This is a genomic window from Citricoccus sp. I39-566, from assembly GCF_031432995.1.
GTDB classification, from domain to species: Bacteria; Actinomycetota; Actinomycetes; order Actinomycetales; family Micrococcaceae; genus Citricoccus; species Citricoccus nitrophenolicus_A.
Genome location: NZ_CP133842.1, coordinates 2,504,980 through 2,522,158 on the forward strand (window position 1 = coordinate 2,504,980; position 17,179 = coordinate 2,522,158).

Here is a 17,179-nt window from a genome sequence, read left to right on the forward strand (position 1 = left end):
CGTGGCGGGCGCCACGACCGACGGCTCAGCCCCGTTGCGGCGGCGTAGTAGCAGCCCCGCAGCGGTGTCCGGGGTGGCCCCGGTGAGATCCAGTCGGTCGAACATGGGGTCAGCCTAGCACCGTCAGAATCCGAGGCGGCCCAGCTGCTTGGGGTCCCGCTGCCACTCCTTGGCCACCTTCACCCGCAGGTCCAGGTAGACCGGGGTGCCCAGCAGCTTCTCGATGGAGGTCCGGGCCGCCGAGCCGATGGCCTTGAGCCGGGAGCCGCCCTTGCCGATGATGATGGCCTTCTGACTGTCCCGTTCCACGAAGACGTTGGCATAGACGTCCAGCAGCGGCTTGGACTCGGGCCGACCCTCGCGCGGGTTCATCTCCTCCACCACCACGGCCACGGAGTGCGGCAGCTCGTCCCGCACGCCCTCCAGCGCGGCCTCGCGGATCAGCTCGGCCACCATCGTCACCTCCGGCTCGTCCGTCAGCTCGCCGTCCGGGTACAGCGGGGGGGAGGCCGGCAGCCGCTCGGCCAGCACCCTCGCCACGTCCTCCACCTGGTGTCCCCCCACGGCGGACACCGGCACGACGGCGGCGAATCCCGTGCCGTTGTTCTCCGGCCCGAGCACCTCGTCGCCGAGGGCGGTGACGGCGAGCAGCTGCTCGGCGATCGCGTCCGGCTTCACCTTGTCCGTCTTGGTCACCAGGGCGATCACGGGCTTGCGGTTCAGCAACGCCAGCTGGCCGGCGATGTAGCGGTCGCCCGGGCCGATCTTCTCGTCCGCCGGAATGCAGAAGCCGACGGCGTCCACCTCGCCGAGGGTCTCGTTCACGAGGTCGTTGAGCCGCTGTCCGAGCAGCGTCCGGGGGCGGTGCAGGCCGGGGGTGTCCACGAGGACCAGCTGGAAGTCCTCCCGGTGCACGATCCCCCGGATGGTGTGCCGCGTGGTCTGCGGCTTGGAGGAGGTGATGGCGACCTTCTCCCCCACGAGGGCGTTGGTCAGGGTGGACTTGCCGGCGTTGGGACGGCCGACCAGGGAGACGAACCCGGCGCGGAACCCCTCGGGGACGGCGGTGGAATCAAGCAGGGATGTCATGGTCTGGTCTCCTGGGACTGGGACTGGGACGGGGACTGCTGCGCGGGCAGGGAATCGGGGCCGGGCCGTCGTCGGTGGCGGCCGCCTTCCGGCGACGCCGACTCCCGCACCACCAGCCGGGCCACGCGGTTGCGCCGGCCCTGGAGGGACTCGGCGGTCAGCTCGATGCCCTGGACCACCACGTGCGAGCCCTGGATCGGCACGCGGCCGAGCGTCTTGGCCAGCAGTCCGCCGACGGTGTCCACATCGTCCTCGTCGTCCAGGTCCATGCCGAAGGTCTCGGCGAAGTCGTCGAGGCCCATGCGGGCGTCCACGCTGAAGGCGCCGTCCCCGAGCGGCTCCACCTCGGGCCGGTCCTGGCGGTCGTACTCGTCGGAGATCTCCCCGACGATCTCCTCGATCAGGTCCTCGAGGGTCACGAGGCCGGCCGTGCCGCCGTACTCGTCCACCACGATCGCGATGTGGGTGGACTCGCGCTGGAGTTCCTGCAACAGCACGGACACGGGCTTGGACTCGGGCACGAAGCGGACGTCCCGGGCCACGTGGTCCACGGGGCTGGCCGGATCGGCGGCACCGTCCCCCAGGCCGCGGTGCAGGGCGCGGGCCACGTCCTTGAGGTACACCATGCCGAAGACCTCATCGGAGCTGTCCCCGATCAGCGGGATGCGGGAGCAGCCGGAGCGCAGGAAGAGGTTCATCGCGTCCTCCAGGCTGGTGCCCGTCTCCACCGTGACCACGTCCGTGCGGGGCACCATGACGGCGCGCACCAGCGTGTCCCCCATGTCGAAGACGGACTGGATCAGCTCGGCCTCCGCGTCCTCCAGGACATCGGCGTCATGGGCCCGGGCGACGAACTCGCGGAAGTGCCGCTCCTCGATCTCGGCGGCCTCCTCCTCCTCGTCCTCGGACCGGGGGCCGGGCGCCGCCACGCGGGCCGGCAGGGGGCCGAGGGCGGCGGTGAGGAACCGGACGAGCCCCGCCGTGCGCTGGGCCGCGGCCACGTCATGCCGGGTGCCCACCTGCCGGGGGGACAACACCGTCAGCAGCAGGGCCAGCAGCCCCATGAGCAGCACCGAGAGAGCTGCGGTGATCCACAGGTCGCCGAGGAGTGAGCCGAGGAACAGGGTCCCGGCCACGGCTGCGGTGGTCTCGGCGAAGAGGCGCCAGAACCGCAGGGCGTGCAGGTGTTCGGGCAGCCGCGCCATGACCGTCAGGATCGGACTGCGCGGACGGCGCATCGCGATGCCCTCAGCCTCCTTGCGGGAGAGGTAGCCCAGCGAGGTCTCGGCCAGACCCAGGGTCCAGGCCAGGAAGAGCAGGGCGGTCAGCAGGACCGCCAGGGTGATGGAGGTCAGCATCAGTCCTCAGTGGGGTCCGGGGCGTCGCGGCCGAGGAAGTCGCTGAGGAGCCGGTGCTGCACGGAGAACATCTCCGCCTTCTCCTCGGGCTCCTCGTGGTCGAAGCCGAGCAGGTGCAACAGCCCGTGGGTGGCGAGCAGGAGGATCTCGTCCTGGGTGGAGTGCCCGCCACGGGCGGCCTGGACGGCGGCCACCTGGGGGCAGATCACGATGTCCCCGAGCAGTCCCTCCGGGCTGGGCGAGTCCTCGGTGCCGGGACGCAGTTCGTCCATGGGGAAGCTCATGACGTCCGTGGCATCCGGCAGGTCCATCCACTCCTCGTGGAGCTGGGCCATGGCGGCCTCGTCCACGCAGACCACGGACAGCTCCGCTCCCGGATGCACGTGGAGCGCCGCCAGGACGGACCGGGACAACGCCAGCAGCGCCTCCTCGTCCACCGTCAGCCCGGACTCGTTGACGACCTCAACGGCCATGGGACTCCTCCTCGTAGGCGTCCACGATGCGACTCACGAGACGGTGGCGGACCACGTCCACGGAGCGCAGGCGGATGATCGCGATGTCGTCGAGCCCCTCCAGGACGGACACGGCCTGGGCGAGTCCCGAGGTGACGCCACGCGGCAGGTCCACCTGGCTCGTGTCCCCCGTGACCACCATGTGGGAGCCGAAGCCCAGCCGCGTCAGGAACATCTTCATCTGCTCGCCCGTGGTGTTCTGCGCCTCGTCCAGGATGATGAACGCGTCGTTGAGCGTGCGCCCGCGCATGTAGGCCAGCGGGGCCACCTCGATGGTCCCGTCCGCCATGAGCCGGGGGATGGACTCGGGCTCGACCATGTCATGCAGGGCGTCATACAGCGGCCGCAGGTACGGATCGATCTTCTCGCTCAGCGATCCCGGCAGGTAGCCCAGCCGTTCCCCCGCCTCCACGGCGGGACGGGTGAGGATGATCCGGTTGATCTCCTGGGCCTGCAGGGCCTGCACGGCCTTCGCCATGGCCAGGTAGGTCTTGCCCGTGCCCGCCGGCCCGAGGCCGAGGGTGATGGTGTTCGCGTCGATGCTCTCCACGTAGTGCTGCTGGTTGAGCGTCTTCGGTCGGATCTTGCGGCCACGGCTGGAGAGGATCGAGGCGGAGAGCAGGCCGGAGGCGCCCGCCTGCGACCCGCCGCGGACCAGGCTCGTGACCTGCTCGATGACCTCGGGGGTGACGTTGGTGCCCCGCCGGACGAGCCCGTGCAGGTCCTCGATGACCTGCCGGGCCTGGCTCACGTCCCGGTCGGGCCCCTGCACCTCCAGGTCCTCGCCGCGCACGGAGACGGTCAGCTCGGGGTACAGCCCGTCGAGGATCCGCAGCAGCAGGTCCTGCGGTCCGAGGGTCCGCACCATGGTCTCCGCCGAGGCGAAGCTGATGGTGATCTGGTCGCGTTCCGTGGGAAGGCTCAAGGGAGGTGCTTCAGCTCCTGCGCTGGTGGGTGGCGTTGCGGCGGGTGGTCGTCTGGGTTCAGTCTACGTGCGTGGCCCGAACCGGCCCAGCAGGTGCTGGAGGACGGCGACGGCGGCCGGTCCGGCCGTGGAGGAGCGCAGGACATTGAGGCCCAACAGCACCAGGCGCCCGCCGGCCGCGGTCAGGGCCTCGACCTCGGCGGGGCTGATGCCGCCCTCGGGGCCGACGACGAGAACGACCCGCTCGACCGGAGCGGAGACGTCCAAGGCCTCGCCCAGGGCCTCGCCCAGTGACACGGTCGCGTCCTCGTGCAGGACGAGCACCAGGGTGCCGGGCCCACCGACGGAGGCGACCGCGCCGCCGTCGAGCATCTCCCCCAGGCGCGGCACCCGGGTGCGCCGCGCCTGCTTGGCCGCCGAGAGCAGGGCCGCCTCCCACTTGGCCGCGGCCTTGGCCGCTTTCTCGCCCCGCCACCGGACGATGGACCGCTCGGCCTGCCAGGGGTGGACCCCGTCGATGCCGAGTTCCGTGGCGGTCTGGACGGCCAGCAGGTCACGGTCCCCCTTGGCCAGCGCCTGGACCAGGACGAGTTCCGGCACGGGGGCCGGCTCGTCCGTGACGGACTCGGCGGACACCTCGAGGCGGTCGGCGGCGGCGGAGAGCACGGGACCGCTCGCGCGCCGGCCGGAATCGTCCGCCACGTCCACCCGCTCCCCCGGGGCCAGGCGCATGACCTGGGCGGCGTGGCGGGCCTCGGCGCCGGTCAGCACGACGGTGCCCCCGGGCGCGATGTCGGCCAGCGCGCCGTGCTCGGCGTAGAAGAGCGGGTTGGACATGGCTCAGCTCACAGGTTCTTGAAGTTGTCCCGGAACTTGGAGAACAGCCCGCGGTGCTCGGTGGTGCCGTGGATTGCCTCCTCGCCGCGTAGGGTGGCCAGCTGCTCGAGCAGGGCCCGCTGTTCGTCGTCCAGTTTGGTCGGCGTCTCCACCCGGAGCGTGACCTTGAGGTCGCCGCGGCCGGAGCCGCGCAGCCGGCCCACGCCGAGGTCCTTGAGGGTCTGGACCTCACCGGACTGGGTGCCGGCCTTGACCGGGACCTCCCGTTCGCCGTCGAAGGTGTCCAGGGTGAGGGTGGTGCCCAGGGCGGCGGCGGCCATCGGCACGCTCATGGTGGCGAGCAGGTGGTCGCCGTCGCGGACGAAGACGTCATGCTGCCGCACCTCGATCTCCACATAGAGGTCCGCATTGGGCCCGCCGCCCGGCCCGGCCTCGCCGCGACCGGCGAGCTGGATGCGCGTGCCGGTGGCCACGCCGGCCGGGACCCTGATGGTCAATGAGGTGCGCTGGCGGATGCGCCCCTGGCCCGAGCACTCGCGGCACGGGTCCGGGATGACGGTGCCGAAGCCCTGGCAGGCCGAGCAGGTCTCGGCGGCCATGACCGTGCCGAGGATGGAGCGGACCGGCCGGCGGATGGCGCCCTGGCCGTTGCAGATGGTGCAGGTCTCCGGATGGGTCCCTGGCTGGCAGCAGGTGCCGTCACAGGTGGGGCAGACCACGGCCGTGTCCACCTCGAGGGTCTTCTCCGTGCCGAAGACGGCGTCCGGCAGGTCGATCTTGGCCATGATGAGGGCGTCCTGGCCGCGGCGCGCGCGGCTGGTGGGGCCACCGCCCATGCCGCCGCCCATGCCGCCGGAACCACCGCCGCCGAAGAACGTCTCGAAGATGTCCTGGAAGCCGCCGAAGTCACCGCCGCCGAACCCGCCGCCCATGCCGCCGGTGCCGTTCTCATGGCCCGTGGCGTCATAGTTGCGGCGCTTCTCGGCGTCCGAGAGGACCTCGTAGGCGCGCGTCACGTTCTTGAACTGGTCGGAGGCCTCCGGCGCGGGGTTCACGTCAGGGTGGAGCTTGCGGGCCAGCTTGCGGTAGGCGCGCTTGATCTCCTCGGCAGAGGCGTCTCGGCCCACGCCGAGCACCTCGTAATGGTCAGCCACGGTCTGCGGTGTTCCTTCCGGTGGTGAATGGTGTCAGTGAAGTCTGTGGTGCTGCGGTACGGGCGATGTCACGGTTGCTGGGACAGGATCCGGGACAGGTACCGGGCCACCGCCCGCACGGCGGTCATGGTCCCCGGGTAGTCCATGCGGGTGGGTCCCACGACGCCGAGCTTGGCCCCGGCACCCGGGCCGTAGCCCGCTGCGATGACGGAGGCCTCGGCCAGCGATCCCGAGTTCTCGGATCCGATCCGCACGCTGAGGCCACGCACATCCTGCTCCATCTCGGTCAGCAGGCGCAACAGCACCACCTGTTCCTCCAGTGCCTCGAGGATGGGTCCGATCGAGAGGGGGAAGTCGCCGGTGGAGCGGGCGAGGTTGGCGGTGCCGGCCATGATGATGCGGTCCTCCCGGCGGGCCGCGAACACCTGGTCCAGCTGGGCGGCGAAGCCCAGGGCCAGCGCCCGGTCCTCCGCGGGCACCTCGGCCAGGGCCAGCTGCAGGCCGGCCGCCGCCTGGGCCGGGGTCAGCCCGTCCAGGTAGCGCAGGAAGAGCTGCTTGAGCGCCGCGACGGAGGCCTCCGGGGCGTCGGCCTCCACGTGGAAGGCCCGCTGGTCGACCTGCCCCGAGGAGAGGATCACCACCACCAGGGCCCGATGCGGCGCCAGCGAGACGAACTCGAGGTGGCGGATGGTGGAGGAGTCCACGTGCGGGTACTGCAGCACGGCGACCTGGTTGGTCAGCTGCGCGAGGGCCCGCACGGTGCGGGCCATCATCTCGTTGAAGTCCCCGGTGGCGTCCAGCAAGGTCTGCACCGCCCGCTTCTCGGCGGCGGACAGGGGCTTGACCTCGGAGATCTGGTCCACGAAGAGGCGGTAGCCCTTGTCCGTGGGGATCCGGCCCGAGGAGGTGTGCGGGGCCACGATCAGCCCCTCCTCCTCGAGGGCGGCCATGTCATTGCGCACGGTCGCGGAGGACACGCCCAGCTCATGACGGTCCACGAGGGCCTTGGAACCGACCGGCTCGCGGGAGGACACGTAGTCCTCCACGATCGCCTGCAGCACCTGCATGCGGCGCGGTTGTTCGCCCATCGGCTCCTCCTGTTCCGTGATCGTCACTCGCTTAGCACTCGGCTACATCAAGTGCCAAGTCTAGTCCCTGTGTCCAATTGGGGGCGTCCCCTCACGCGTGCCGTTGCCGCGTGCCGTTGCCCCGGAGGGTCTGGCGCGCTTGCTAACGTCGGTACCCGTGGAAGGAGAAGCCGTGGAATGGAATAGCTGGGGACCGGGCACCCTCGACGGCGGCTTCCGCCCTGCCGCCCGCACCGTCGCCAAGGTCCCGGCGAGCACGGGCACCGTCCTCGAGGACACCGGCACCGGGTTCACCGGTGCGGTCCTGCGCGTCGAGAGGTCCGGTGGCGTCCACCTGGTCGTCCTGGAGGACCGCAGGGGGCGCACCAAGTCCTTCCCCCTCGGCTTCGGATTCCTCGTGGACGGAGACCCCGTCGAGGTGGTCCCCCCGTTCCCGGCGGGCACCCCGGGCTCCCCGGGCACCGCGTCCGGCGCCGCCGGCCGGAAGCCCGCGCGGACCGCCTCCGGCTCCCTCCGGGTGGAGAACGCCCGGGCCCGCACGGCCCGAGCCTCCCGGATCTGGGTCGAGGGGCTGCATGACGCCGAGCTCGTGGAGAAGGTCTGGGGCGAGGACCTGAGGCTCGAGGGCATCGTGGTCGAACCCCTGCACGGGGTCGACGACCTGGCCGGTGCCATCACCGAGTTCTCCCCCGGCCCGCAGCGGCGCCTCGGCATCCTGGTGGACCACCTCGTGACCGGTTCCAAGGAGGAGCGGATCGCGGCCGAGGCCATGAAGGTCCCCGGCGCCCGCGGGAACGTGCTGATCGTCGGGCACCCGTACGTGGACGTGTGGCAAGTCATCAAGCCGGCCGTCCTGGGCATCGGCGCGTGGCCCGTGGTGCCCAGGGGCCAGGACTGGAAGACGGGCATCCTCGCCGGACTGGGCTGGCCGCACCGCACCAAGGAAGACGTCGGCCTGGGCTGGAAGCGACTCCTGGCGCAGGTGCGCACCTATGCCGACCTGGAGCCCGCCCTCCTGGGCCGGGTCGAGGAGGTCATCGACTTCCTCACCGCCACGGTGGACTGAGCCGCCGGGGCACGGCGGTACACTGGCGACCGAACGACTCCCGACCGGAAAGGCCCAGGCCGTGTCCCAGCAGCAGCCCGGCGGTCCCCACCGCCAGCGTCCCCACGCCGCCCCCCGGCGCGACCAGCAGCTGCAGGGCTCCCCCGGTCAGGCCGAGCCGTTGACCCCCACCGAGGACCGGCAGTGGGCCACCCTCGCGCACTTCGGCGGATTCCTGGGCTGCATCCCCTCACTGGTGATCTACCTCGTCTTCCGCCACCGCGGCCCGTTCACGGCCCAGGAGGCCAAGGAGGCGCTGAACTTCACGCTGCCGCCCACCGTGCTGGCCATCGTGGCGAACCTGCTGGCCCTCATCCCCATCGTCGGCGGCATCTTTGGGATCGTCGCCATGCTGCTGTGGCTGTTCATGACGGTCTCCGGCGTGGCCGCCGGGATCCAGTGCAACAAGGGTCGGCCCTACCGCTACCCGCTGAACCTGCGCCTGATCCAGTAGCTAGAACCCGGCGAGGCGACGCACGATCGCGTCGTCCAGCAACCGGCCCTGCAGCGTTGGCACCACCCGGCCCGCCAGGGCCGCTCGGCCATCCAGCAGGCCCTCACCGATCAAGGCGGCGATCTGACGCCTGGCCTGCGCGCCGCCGTCGGGCGCCGCCTCCAAGGCTGACACCGGCAGGCCGTCCGAGAGCCGGACCCCCAGCATGATGCGCTCCAGGAACCGGGCCTCGGCGTCCGGCTCCTCCCGCCCGACCGAGGGCGAGACGCCGGTGGCCAGCCGCTGGGCGTAGGCAGCCGGGTGCTTGGCGTTCCAGAACCGCACGCCGGCCAGGTGGGAGTGCGCGCCGGGGCCGGCGCCCCACCAGTCCTGGTCCCGCCAGTAGGCCATATTGTGCCGGGCCCGGTGGATCCCCTCGTCCTGTGGGTCCAACGCCCAGTTGGAGATCTCGTACCAGCGGTAGCCGGCCGCGGCGAAGAGCCGCTCGGCCAGCAGGTACTTGTCCGCCTGGTCGTCCGGGTCCACGTCCGCCACGGTCCCCCGCTTGACCTGTGCCCCGAACTTGGTGCCGTCCTCCACGATCAGCGAGTACGCCGAGAGGTGGTCGGGACGCAGGGCCAGGGCGGCCTCCACCGTCTGGCGCCAGTCCTCCAGCGACTCCCCGGGCGTCCCGTAGATGAGGTCCAGGGAGACCTCCAGCCCTGCCTCACGGGCCCAGGCGACGGCGGCCGGCACGTTCTCCGGCCGGTGGGTGCGTTCCAGCGTGGCCAGCACGTGCGGCACGGCGGACTGCATGCCGAAGGAGACCCGGGTGAAGCCACCGGCGGCCAGGTCCCGCAGGGAGGCGGCGGTGACCGAGTCCGGGTTGGCCTCCGTGGTGACCTCGGCGCCGGCCGTGATCCCGAAGACCTCCCGGGCCCGGCCGAGGATCCTCACCAGGTCGGCGGCGGGCAGCAGGGTGGGCGTGCCGCCGCCGAAGAACACGGTCTCCAGGGTGCGGTCCGGCACGCCGGAGCCCCGCAGCGCGCCGGCGGCGAAGTCCAGCTCGCCGATGACGGTGTCCGCGTAGCTGCCCCGCGAGGCCCCCGGCCCCAGGTCCTCAGCCGTATAGGTGTTGAAGTCGCAGTAGCCGCAGCGGACGTCGCAGAACGGGACGTGGACGTACAGGCTGAAGGTGCGGGGGCTGCCGGTCTCGGCCGCCGAGCGGATCCGGCGCCCGACCTCGGCGGGGAACCGGCCGTCGTCGGGCGCGGGATTCCCGAGGGGAAGGATGGAGGGCAAGCGGCCGACTACTTCTTGGCGCCGGTCTCGGAGCCGGCTCCGTCCGAGGAGAGCGCGGCGATGAAGGCCTCCTGCGGCACCTCCACGCGGCCGACCATCTTCATGCGCTTCTTGCCCTCCTTCTGCTTCTCCAGCAGCTTGCGCTTACGGGAGATGTCGCCGCCGTAGCACTTGGAGAGCACGTCCTTGCGGATGGCTCGGATGTTCTCGCGGGCGATGATGCGCGAGCCGATGGCCGCCTGGATGGGCACCTCGTACTGCTGGCGCGGGATGAGCTCCTTGAGCTTGCCCGTCATCATCACGCCGTAGGCGTAGGCGCTGTCCTTGTGGGTGATGGAACTGAACGCGTCCACGGTCTCGCCCTGCAGCAGGATGTCCACCTTGACGAGGTCGGACACCTGGTCCCGGTCGGCCTTCCAGTCCAGGGAGGCGTAGCCCTTGGTGCGGGACTTGAGCAGGTCGAAGAAGTCGAACACGATCTCGGCGAGCGGGATCCAGTAGCGGATCTCCACGCGCTCCTCGGAGAGGTAGTCCATGCCGTTCAGCTGGCCGCGCTTGCCCTGGCACAGCTCCATGACCGAGCCGATGAACTCGCTCGGGACGATGATGGTGGCCGATGCCATGGGTTCCCGGACCTCATGGATCTTGCCCTCCGGGAACTCGGACGGGTTCGTCACGGTGACGACCGTCTTGTCCTCCTTGGTGACCTCGTAGACCACGTTCGGGGCGGTCGAGATCAGGTCCAGGTTGAACTCGCGCTCGAGCCGTTCGCGGATGATCTCCAGGTGCAGTAAGCCGAGGAAGCCGACGCGGAACCCGAAGCCGAGGGCCACGGAGGTCTCGGGCTCGTAGACCAGCGCCGCGTCATTGAGCTTGAGCTTGTCCAGGGCGTCGCGCAGCACCGGGTAGTCGGAGCCGTCGATCGGGTACAGGCCGGAGAAGACCATGGGCTTCGGGTCCTCGTAGCCACCGATCCGCTCGTCGGCGGGGTTCGCGGCACCCGTGACGGTGTCACCGACCTTGGACTGGCGCACGTCCTTCACGCCGGTGATCAGATACCCGACCTCGCCCACGGACAGCCCCTTGGATGGGATGGGCTCCGGGGAGGACACGCCGATCTCCAGCAGCTCGTGCGTGGCACCGGTGGACATCATGCGGATCTTCTCCCGCGGGGACAGTCGGCCGTCCACCACGCGGACATAGGTGACCACGCCGCGGTAGGTGTCATACACGGAGTCGAAGATCATGGCCCGCGCCGGGGCGTCCACCACGCCCTCGGGGGCGGGGATCTCCTGCACCACGCGGTCCAGCAGGGCCTCCACGCCCACGCCGGTCTTGCCGGAGACCCGGAGCACGTCGTCCGGGTCCACGCCGATCAGTCCGGCGATCTCGGCGGCGTAGCGGTCCGGGTCCGCGGACGGCAGGTCGATCTTGTTCAGCACCGGGATGATGGTGAGGTCGTTCTCCATCGCCAGGTAGAGGTTGGCCAGCGTCTGGGCCTCGATCCCCTGGGCCGCGTCCACCAGCAGGATGGCCCCCTCGCACGCGGCGAGGGAGCGGGAGACCTCATAGGTGAAGTCCACGTGGCCGGGGGTGTCGATCATGTTCAGGGCGTAGTCGGTGCCGTCCACGCCCCACGGCATGCGCACGGCCTGGGACTTGATGGTGATGCCGCGCTCACGCTCGATGTCCATCCGGTCCAGGTACTGGGCCTTCATGTCCCGCGGCTGGACCACACCGGTGGACTGCAGCATGCGGTCCGCCAGGGTGGACTTGCCGTGGTCGATGTGCGCGATGATGCAGAAATTCCTGATGATCGCGGGATCGGTGGCGGCGGGCACCGGCGCGTTGCTCGCCATGGGCGACACGGGCATCTTCCTTCGACTGGTACGTGGGCAGGTGATCGGACCCTTATTCTTCCATGCTTTGGAGCGGAACCCCGCTTCCACCGCCGCTCCGGCCCGCCCTTCTGCTTGCTAGGTTGTGCCCATGGCCTTGAACCTCAAGCAGCTGCTGTCCGTGGGCCGGCGCGTGGCCCGGGCGGCCCGTCAGATCCAGCGGGGGTCCCCCTCGAACCGGCCCGACGGCGGCCCCGGACCGTCCGGCGGTCCGGTCACGGGCTATCCGGGCGACTTCCGCGGCTCCGCCCGGGTTCAATACTCCCCCGTGCCGGGTCCCGAGGCCGGTCCCGGTGAGGTGGTGTGGACCTGGGTCCCCTTCGAGGAGCTCGACGGGCGCGGCAAGGACCGGCCGGTGCTGGTGGTGGGCCGCCACGGCGGGTACCTGCTCGCGGCGCAGCTGACCAGTCGGGACCGCAACAACAGGGCGTCCCAGGATCCCGACTACATCGACATCGGCTCCGGCGCCTGGGACTCGCGGGGTCGGCCCTCCGAGGTGAAGCTGGACCGCATCCTGCAGATCGACCCCCGCGACGTCCGCCGCGAGGGCGGGGTGCTGGACGAACGGACCTTCCAGGCCGTGTCCGCCGGACTCCGGGACCGCAACGGCTGGTCGTGATAGACTCACCAGCTGTGTGTCCGCGCAGGTCGACGGGCACTCCCGGAACGGCTTACCTCGGTATCCCCACGCCGCTCAGTCGCCGGATTCGGGATTACCCCTCACCGACCACGTCAGAAGACAACAGAAAGACCTTTCCTTGGCAAACATCAAGTCCCAGAAGAAGCGCATCCTCACCAACGAGAAGGCGCGCCTGCGCAACAACGCGGTGAAGTCCGAGCTGCGCACCGCCATCCGCGCCGTGGACAAGGCCGTCGCCGCCGGCGATCAGGCCGCCGCCGCCTCCGCCGTCGCCCTGGCCAGCAAGAAGCTGGACAAGGCCGCCGGTAAGGGCATCATCCACAAGAACCAGGCTGCCAACCGCAAGTCCGGTATCGCCAAGCGCGTCAACAAGGTCGAGGCCTGAGCCTCCCCCTGTGAGCGAGGCCCTCGTCCGGTTGGACGGGGGCCTCGCTGCTTAAGACGTCGAGGCCCCCGCGGACGTCGATGCCACCGCGGTCAGCGCCGGGCGGCCAGCGCGATCCGCGTGACGGCCCGTTCCACCGCGTAGTCGGCGTCCTTGGCCAGCCCCTTGGCCTCCGCGTCCGCCTGGGCCACCCATTCGATGGCCGCGGCGATCGTCGCCGGGTTCCAGAACCTGACCGTCTCCGCCACGCGCCTGGCCTGCCACGGGGCCATCCCCAGCACCCCGGCGATCTGGCCCTGCCCGATCCGGGCGTCGACGATCCTCGCGATCTGGCGCGTCTTCATGGCCAGGGCGCCCGTGATGGCGGGGGCCGACACGCCGGTGGCGAGGGCATGCCGCAGCAGCGCGGTGGCCTGGCCGGCCCGGCCCTCGATCGCGGCGTCGGCCACCCGGAACGCGGTGGCCTCCACGCGGCCGCCGTAGTACCGGTCCACGACCTCGGACGTGACGGTGCCCTCCGTGTCCTCGGCCAGCTGCTGGCAGGCCGCGGCCAGGTCGGTCAGCGAACCGCCCGTGGCATCTAGCAGGGACCGCACGGCCTCCGGGTCGATCTGCCGGCGCCGGGACCGGAACTCCCCCTGCACGAACTCCGTCTTCTCGGCGTCCGACTTGATCGGCTGGCAGTCCACGAGCACCCCCGCCGCGGTGACGGCGTCGAGCAGCTTCTTGCCGCGGTTGCCGCCGGTGTGGCGCAGGACCAGGGTGACGTCGTCCGCCGGGGACCGGACGTAGTCCAGGCAGTCCGCCAGGAACAGCTCGTTCATGTCCTGCAGGGCATCCACCTGGAGGATCTTGGCCTCCCCGAACAGGGACGGGCTGGCGAGCATGGAGAGTTGCCCGGCCTCGTAGTCGGAGGCGTCGAGGCGGTGGGTCTCGAGGCCGGGATCCTGCTCCCGCAGCGCCGAGCGGACCCGGTCCATGACGCGCACGGCGATGAAGTCCTCCGGGCCCTTCAGCAGCATCAACGGGGCCGGCGCCACGGTGCGCCAGTCGGCTCCGGAGCTCGTGGATCGGCGGCTTCGGCTCGGTGCGGGCATGCGGACCATTCTATCCGTCCTCACCGCTCTGGCCGCCCCGTCCGGCTGTCTCGGGGGCGCGGGACCCGGTGAGGGTCGGCACCAACTGACCGTCCCGGAGCGAGAGCACCGTGGTGCCGTGGCGGTCTGTGCGGATCACCGGCCCGTGCCGCTCCAGCTCGGCGATCACGGAGGGGTGGGGGTGGCCGTAGCTGTTGTCCCGGCCCACCTGCACCACGGACACCGCGGGATCCACCGCGCGCACCATCTCGTTGCCCCCGTTCCGGGCGCCGTGGTGGGCCACCTTCAATACGTCCACCGAGTCCGGGAACGTTCCCTGCTCCAGCAGGGCCGCGCTGGCCTCCTCTTCCATGTCTCCCGTCAGCATCACCGTGTAGCTGCCGTCGGCCGTCAGGACGGTGGCCACCATTTGTAGTGACGCGTCGTTCTCGTTGTCCGCCGCAGGGTCGGCCGCCAGCACGGTCCAGTCGACCTGCCAGCCCGACGTCGGCCGGTCGCCGACGCTGCCCCGGTCGCCGGGTTCGGGGATCCTGGCCCTCGGCGGCACGGCACCCTCCCCCCTCGAGGAGAACAGGACGGCCGAGGGCCGGCAGCAGTCGAGGACGGCCTCGGTGCCGCCGGCGTGGTCCTGGTGCAGGTGGGAGAGCACGAGCAGGTCCACCCGCTGCACCCCGATCCGGTCCAGGCAGGCGCGTGCCGCCGCCGGGTCCGGGCCCGTGTCCACCACCATGCCGGACCGCTTTCCCGTGCGCAGCACCAGCATGTCCCCCTGGCCCACGTCGCAGGCGGCCAGGGACCAGTCGTCCGGGAGCGTGCCCGAGGGCGGGGCGATCACGAGGCCCAGCTGGCTTCCGGCCGCCGCGCAGACGGTGGTCCACGCGGCGGCCAGCATCCAGCGGGTCCGGCGCGGCGGCCTCGTGCGGGGCCGTCCGCCAGGACCCAGGATCCGGACGCGGGCCGGTCGCGACCGTTCCCAGCGCAGTATCATCCACAACAGGGCGATCGCCGCCGCGAGGTGTGACATCACCAGCGCGACGCCCAGGGTCCCCTCGGGCCAGGCGTGCAGGGCTCCGGGCCAGCCGGACACGGTGGTGGCGATTCCCCCGATGCCCGTGGCGGGCCACCCGATCACCCAGAACAGCGCCGCGGCCACGCCGGGCCAGGGCACGGCCAGCGCGGCGGCCACCGTCCCGGGCACGGTCACGAACGGCACGAGCGGGGCGGCGATCAGGTTCGCCGGCACGGCGTAGGCACTGAGTTCCCCGGTCATCCCGACGAGAAGGGGCTGGCAGGCGATCTGTGCCGTCGTGGACACCGCGAGGGCGGCCCCGAGGACTCCCGCCGCGGGCCCGGGCAGCCACCGGCTCATCGCGGCCGTCAGCCATTGCTCCACCGGCCGCGCCGCGAGGACGATCCCGGCCGTGGCCGCCAGGGAGAGCTGGAACGCCGGTTCGGCGGCGAGCCCGGGCTGCCAGCACAACAGCACGCAGGCCGCCAGGCACAGCAGGGGCAGGGCCTGGCGTCCCCGCCCGAAGAACACGGCCCACGCGCCGAGCGCACCCATGACGGCGGCACGGATCACGGAGGGTTCGAACCCCACGATGATCACGAAGACGAGCAGGACCCCCAGCACGGCGCCGAGCACCACCGGTCGGCGTACCCGGAACGAGCGCAACGCCATGGTCACGGCGCCGGCGATCAGCGTGCAGTTCGCCCCGGAAACGGCTGATAAATGGCTCAGTCCCGAGGCCTTCATCGCCTCATCCAACTCGGGCTCCTGCAGGGAGCGGTCCCCGAGGACGAGACCGGGCAGCAGCTGCGGAGCCGTGCCGACCGTTCCCGAGGCCGACTGGCGCACGGCCTCGCGCACCACGTCCCGGCCGGTGGAGCCGCCCTCGGCCGGGTTCTGGTCCGCGCCTTGACCCACGCTCGGGGCCGCGCCCTGGCTTAGAGCTGTCGCGTCGCAGGCGCCGGTCAGGGGTCCGGTGGACGCGCGGGCGAACACGGTGGACCCCTCCAGCTCCGGCGTCGCCACGAAGCAGACGGCCGTACCCTCCGCCACGCCGTCCCAGTCGCCTCCGCCGGACACCACGGCCGAGTCCCCACCGGGGACCTCGGTGAGCGGGTGGCCGAACGACTGCACGGTCACCGTCAGGTGCCAGGACTCCCCGAAGGCACCCACGCGCCGGGTGGCCGGGCCGTCAGCCACGCCGGCGATCCGCACGGGCCGCTCGGCCGCGAGGACCGCCTCCCAACCGGACTCCCGCACGGGGATCCGCTCGGCGGCGGCCTGCAGTGCGGCCACCGCCGCGATCCAGCAGGCACAGGCGGCCAGCCCGGCCACGACCGCCAGGGCCGCCGGGCCGGTGGCGCGGGTTCGCCGGTCACGGGTTCGCCGGTCACGGGCCGCCCACACCAGGACCGCCGTGGACAGCACCGCACCGGCGAGCAGCCACCACGGCACGCCCAGGGCGAGCTCGTAGGGCAGCACGGGCACAGCGAGGCACGCGGCCAGCGTGAGCACCACGGCAGGCAACAGCCTCAGGTCGACGGGCGCGGGAACCCGGCCCTCGGCCTGGATCCTCACCAGCTGACCAGGCCGTCCAGCCGTTCCATCATGGCCGGGCCGATGCCCGAGACCGCATCCAAGTCCGCCAGGGACCCGAAGGGACCGACCTGCTCGCGATGGTCGATGATCCGGCCGGCCAGCGCGGGACCGATGCCCGGGAGCTGCTCCAGGGTGGCGGAGTCGGCGGTGTTGACGTTGACGCCGGGCCCACCCGCCCCCGCTCCACCCGGCCCCGACCCGGTCGCAGCAGGGGCCTGCGCCGCGGACCTGCCGCCCTCGTCGCCGCCGTCCCCGGCCGCGCTCTCCGGCCCGGGCACCAGGACCTGACTGCCGTCCACCGCCGGGGCGGCCAGGTTCAGCAGGTCCACCACGGCCTCCGTGGTGGGGCCCCCGGCAGCCTCCAACGCGTCCTGCACGCGGGCGCCGGCGGGCAGCACCACGAGGCCCGGCTCCGACACCTCCCCGGCCACATGGACGGTGACGGACCCAGCGGTGCCGGTGGGGCCGGCGTCGGGCACCGGTGTCTGAGACTCCGGCGCGGTATCCTCCACGGGCGCCGCCACCGGCGCTCCGGCCCCCGTGGGCCCGGCCGGGGAGGTGAGCCACCCGACGGCCCACCACGTCCCGGCCAGGACGGCCAGCAGCAGGACGGCCGAGGTCACGATGCGGGTGCGCCACAAAGGGGCGGGCCGCGGCGAGTCCTCCCAGTCGACCTGGTCGTCGGCCTCGGTGGCCTCTCTGGCGTAGTGATGGCGTCCCATGGACCCCACCCTCGCCGCGCCGCGGC

16 protein-coding genes are annotated in these 17,179 nt (G+C 71.7%); 4 read left to right on the forward strand and 12 right to left on the reverse strand.

Going from position 1 to position 17,179, the window contains the following annotated elements:
• Positions 1-123 precede the first annotated feature (123 nt).
• The 7 genes from era to hrcA all read right to left on the reverse strand — a co-directional run bounded on the left by era (position 124) and on the right by hrcA (position 6,963).
• Positions 124-1,089: a GTPase Era gene (gene era / locus RE421_RS11520; RefSeq protein ID WP_309809889.1), complete on the reverse strand. Its 966-nt coding sequence runs from the start codon at positions 1,087-1,089 to the stop codon at positions 124-126.
• Complete coding sequence (locus tag RE421_RS11525; RefSeq protein WP_309809894.1) at positions 1,086-2,447, reverse strand: hemolysin family protein; 1,362 nt, start codon at positions 2,445-2,447, stop codon at positions 1,086-1,088. Before RE421_RS11525 ends, era begins: the two co-directional genes overlap by 4 nt.
• A complete protein-coding gene (ybeY, locus tag RE421_RS11530) occupies positions 2,447-2,920 on the reverse strand; it encodes an rRNA maturation RNase YbeY (RefSeq protein WP_309809897.1) in 474 nt (157 codons plus the stop codon). The genes RE421_RS11525 and ybeY overlap by 1 nt, the downstream gene beginning before the upstream one ends.
• A complete protein-coding gene (locus RE421_RS11535) occupies positions 2,910-3,884 on the reverse strand; it encodes a PhoH family protein (RefSeq protein WP_309809899.1) in 975 nt (324 codons plus the stop codon). The genes ybeY and RE421_RS11535 overlap by 11 nt, the downstream gene beginning before the upstream one ends.
• A gap of 63 nt (positions 3,885-3,947) precedes the next feature.
• Positions 3,948-4,721, reverse strand: coding sequence for a 16S rRNA (uracil(1498)-N(3))-methyltransferase (locus RE421_RS11540; RefSeq protein ID WP_309809900.1), 774 nt, complete (start codon positions 4,719-4,721; stop codon positions 3,948-3,950).
• An 8-nt stretch (positions 4,722-4,729) separates the two neighbouring features.
• Positions 4,730-5,875, reverse strand: coding sequence for a molecular chaperone DnaJ (gene dnaJ, locus RE421_RS11545; protein WP_309809902.1), 1,146 nt, complete (start codon positions 5,873-5,875; stop codon positions 4,730-4,732).
• Positions 5,876-5,943: 68 nt separating this feature from the next.
• The gene (hrcA, locus tag RE421_RS11550) at positions 5,944-6,963 is read right to left on the reverse strand and encodes a heat-inducible transcriptional repressor HrcA (RefSeq protein ID WP_309809905.1); all 1,020 of its coding nucleotides are present in this window, start codon (positions 6,961-6,963) and stop codon (positions 5,944-5,946) included.
• Positions 6,964-7,135: 172 nt separating this feature from the next.
• Here hrcA and RE421_RS11555 point away from each other — a divergent pair, with 172 nt between their 5' ends.
• Both RE421_RS11555 and RE421_RS11560 read left to right on the forward strand, forming a co-directional pair.
• Positions 7,136-8,029, forward strand: a complete 894-nt coding sequence (locus RE421_RS11555) for a DUF3097 family protein (RefSeq protein ID WP_309809908.1) — start codon at positions 7,136-7,138, stop codon at positions 8,027-8,029.
• Positions 8,030-8,090: 61 nt separating this feature from the next.
• On the forward strand, positions 8,091-8,522 hold the full coding sequence (locus RE421_RS11560) for a DUF4870 domain-containing protein (protein WP_396134492.1): 432 nt from the start codon (positions 8,091-8,093) through the stop codon (positions 8,520-8,522).
• Here RE421_RS11560 and hemW read toward each other — a convergent pair whose 3' ends face one another.
• Positions 8,523-9,803, reverse strand: coding sequence for a radical SAM family heme chaperone HemW (hemW, locus tag RE421_RS11565; RefSeq protein WP_309809911.1), 1,281 nt, complete (start codon positions 9,801-9,803; stop codon positions 8,523-8,525).
• A gap of 8 nt (positions 9,804-9,811) precedes the next feature.
• A complete protein-coding gene (lepA, locus tag RE421_RS11570; RefSeq protein WP_309809914.1) occupies positions 9,812-11,671 on the reverse strand; it encodes a translation elongation factor 4 in 1,860 nt (619 codons plus the stop codon).
• Positions 11,672-11,792: 121 nt separating this feature from the next.
• Here lepA and RE421_RS11575 point away from each other — a divergent pair, with 121 nt between their 5' ends.
• Together RE421_RS11575 and rpsT are read left to right on the forward strand one after the other, a co-directional pair.
• Positions 11,793-12,320: a type II toxin-antitoxin system PemK/MazF family toxin gene (locus RE421_RS11575; RefSeq protein WP_309809916.1), complete on the forward strand. Its 528-nt coding sequence runs from the start codon at positions 11,793-11,795 to the stop codon at positions 12,318-12,320.
• A 139-nt stretch (positions 12,321-12,459) separates the two neighbouring features.
• The gene (rpsT, locus tag RE421_RS11580; protein WP_309809919.1) at positions 12,460-12,726 is read left to right on the forward strand and encodes a 30S ribosomal protein S20; all 267 of its coding nucleotides are present in this window, start codon (positions 12,460-12,462) and stop codon (positions 12,724-12,726) included.
• 92 nt (positions 12,727-12,818) lie between these two features.
• Here the strand turns inward: rpsT and holA are convergent, their stop codons facing one another.
• From holA to RE421_RS11595, 3 genes are read right to left on the reverse strand one after another with little or no spacing between them, the layout of a single operon-like run.
• On the reverse strand, positions 12,819-13,823 hold the full coding sequence (gene holA, locus RE421_RS11585; protein ID WP_309809922.1) for a DNA polymerase III subunit delta: 1,005 nt from the start codon (positions 13,821-13,823) through the stop codon (positions 12,819-12,821).
• 10 nt (positions 13,824-13,833) lie between these two features.
• On the reverse strand, positions 13,834-16,410 hold the full coding sequence (locus RE421_RS11590; protein ID WP_309809928.1) for a ComEC/Rec2 family competence protein: 2,577 nt from the start codon (positions 16,408-16,410) through the stop codon (positions 13,834-13,836).
• Positions 16,407-17,153, reverse strand: coding sequence for a ComEA family DNA-binding protein (locus RE421_RS11595; protein WP_309809930.1), 747 nt, complete (start codon positions 17,151-17,153; stop codon positions 16,407-16,409). The genes RE421_RS11590 and RE421_RS11595 overlap by 4 nt, the downstream gene beginning before the upstream one ends.
• Between the last annotated feature and the right edge of the window lie 26 nt (positions 17,154-17,179).

What these genes read in the sequence shown, in the direction of transcription:
- hrcA (WP_309809905.1), bottom strand. Translation starts at nt 6,963, where the DNA reads ATGGGCGAACAACCGCGCCGCATGCAGGTGCTGCAGGCGATCGTGGAG.
- holA (WP_309809922.1), bottom strand. Translation starts at nt 13,823, where the DNA reads ATGCCCGCACCGAGCCGAAGCCGCCGATCCACGAGCTCCGGAGCCGAC.
- RE421_RS11540 (WP_309809900.1), bottom strand. Translation starts at nt 4,721, where the DNA reads ATGTCCAACCCGCTCTTCTACGCCGAGCACGGCGCGCTGGCCGACATC.
- RE421_RS11595 (WP_309809930.1), bottom strand. Translation starts at nt 17,153, where the DNA reads ATGGGACGCCATCACTACGCCAGAGAGGCCACCGAGGCCGACGACCAG.
- RE421_RS11525 (WP_309809894.1), bottom strand. Translation starts at nt 2,447, where the DNA reads ATGCTGACCTCCATCACCCTGGCGGTCCTGCTGACCGCCCTGCTCTTC.
- RE421_RS11575 (WP_309809916.1), top strand. Translation starts at nt 11,793, where the DNA reads ATGGCCTTGAACCTCAAGCAGCTGCTGTCCGTGGGCCGGCGCGTGGCC.
- ybeY (WP_309809897.1), bottom strand. Translation starts at nt 2,920, where the DNA reads ATGGCCGTTGAGGTCGTCAACGAGTCCGGGCTGACGGTGGACGAGGAG.
- era (WP_309809889.1), bottom strand. Translation starts at nt 1,089, where the DNA reads ATGACATCCCTGCTTGATTCCACCGCCGTCCCCGAGGGGTTCCGCGCC.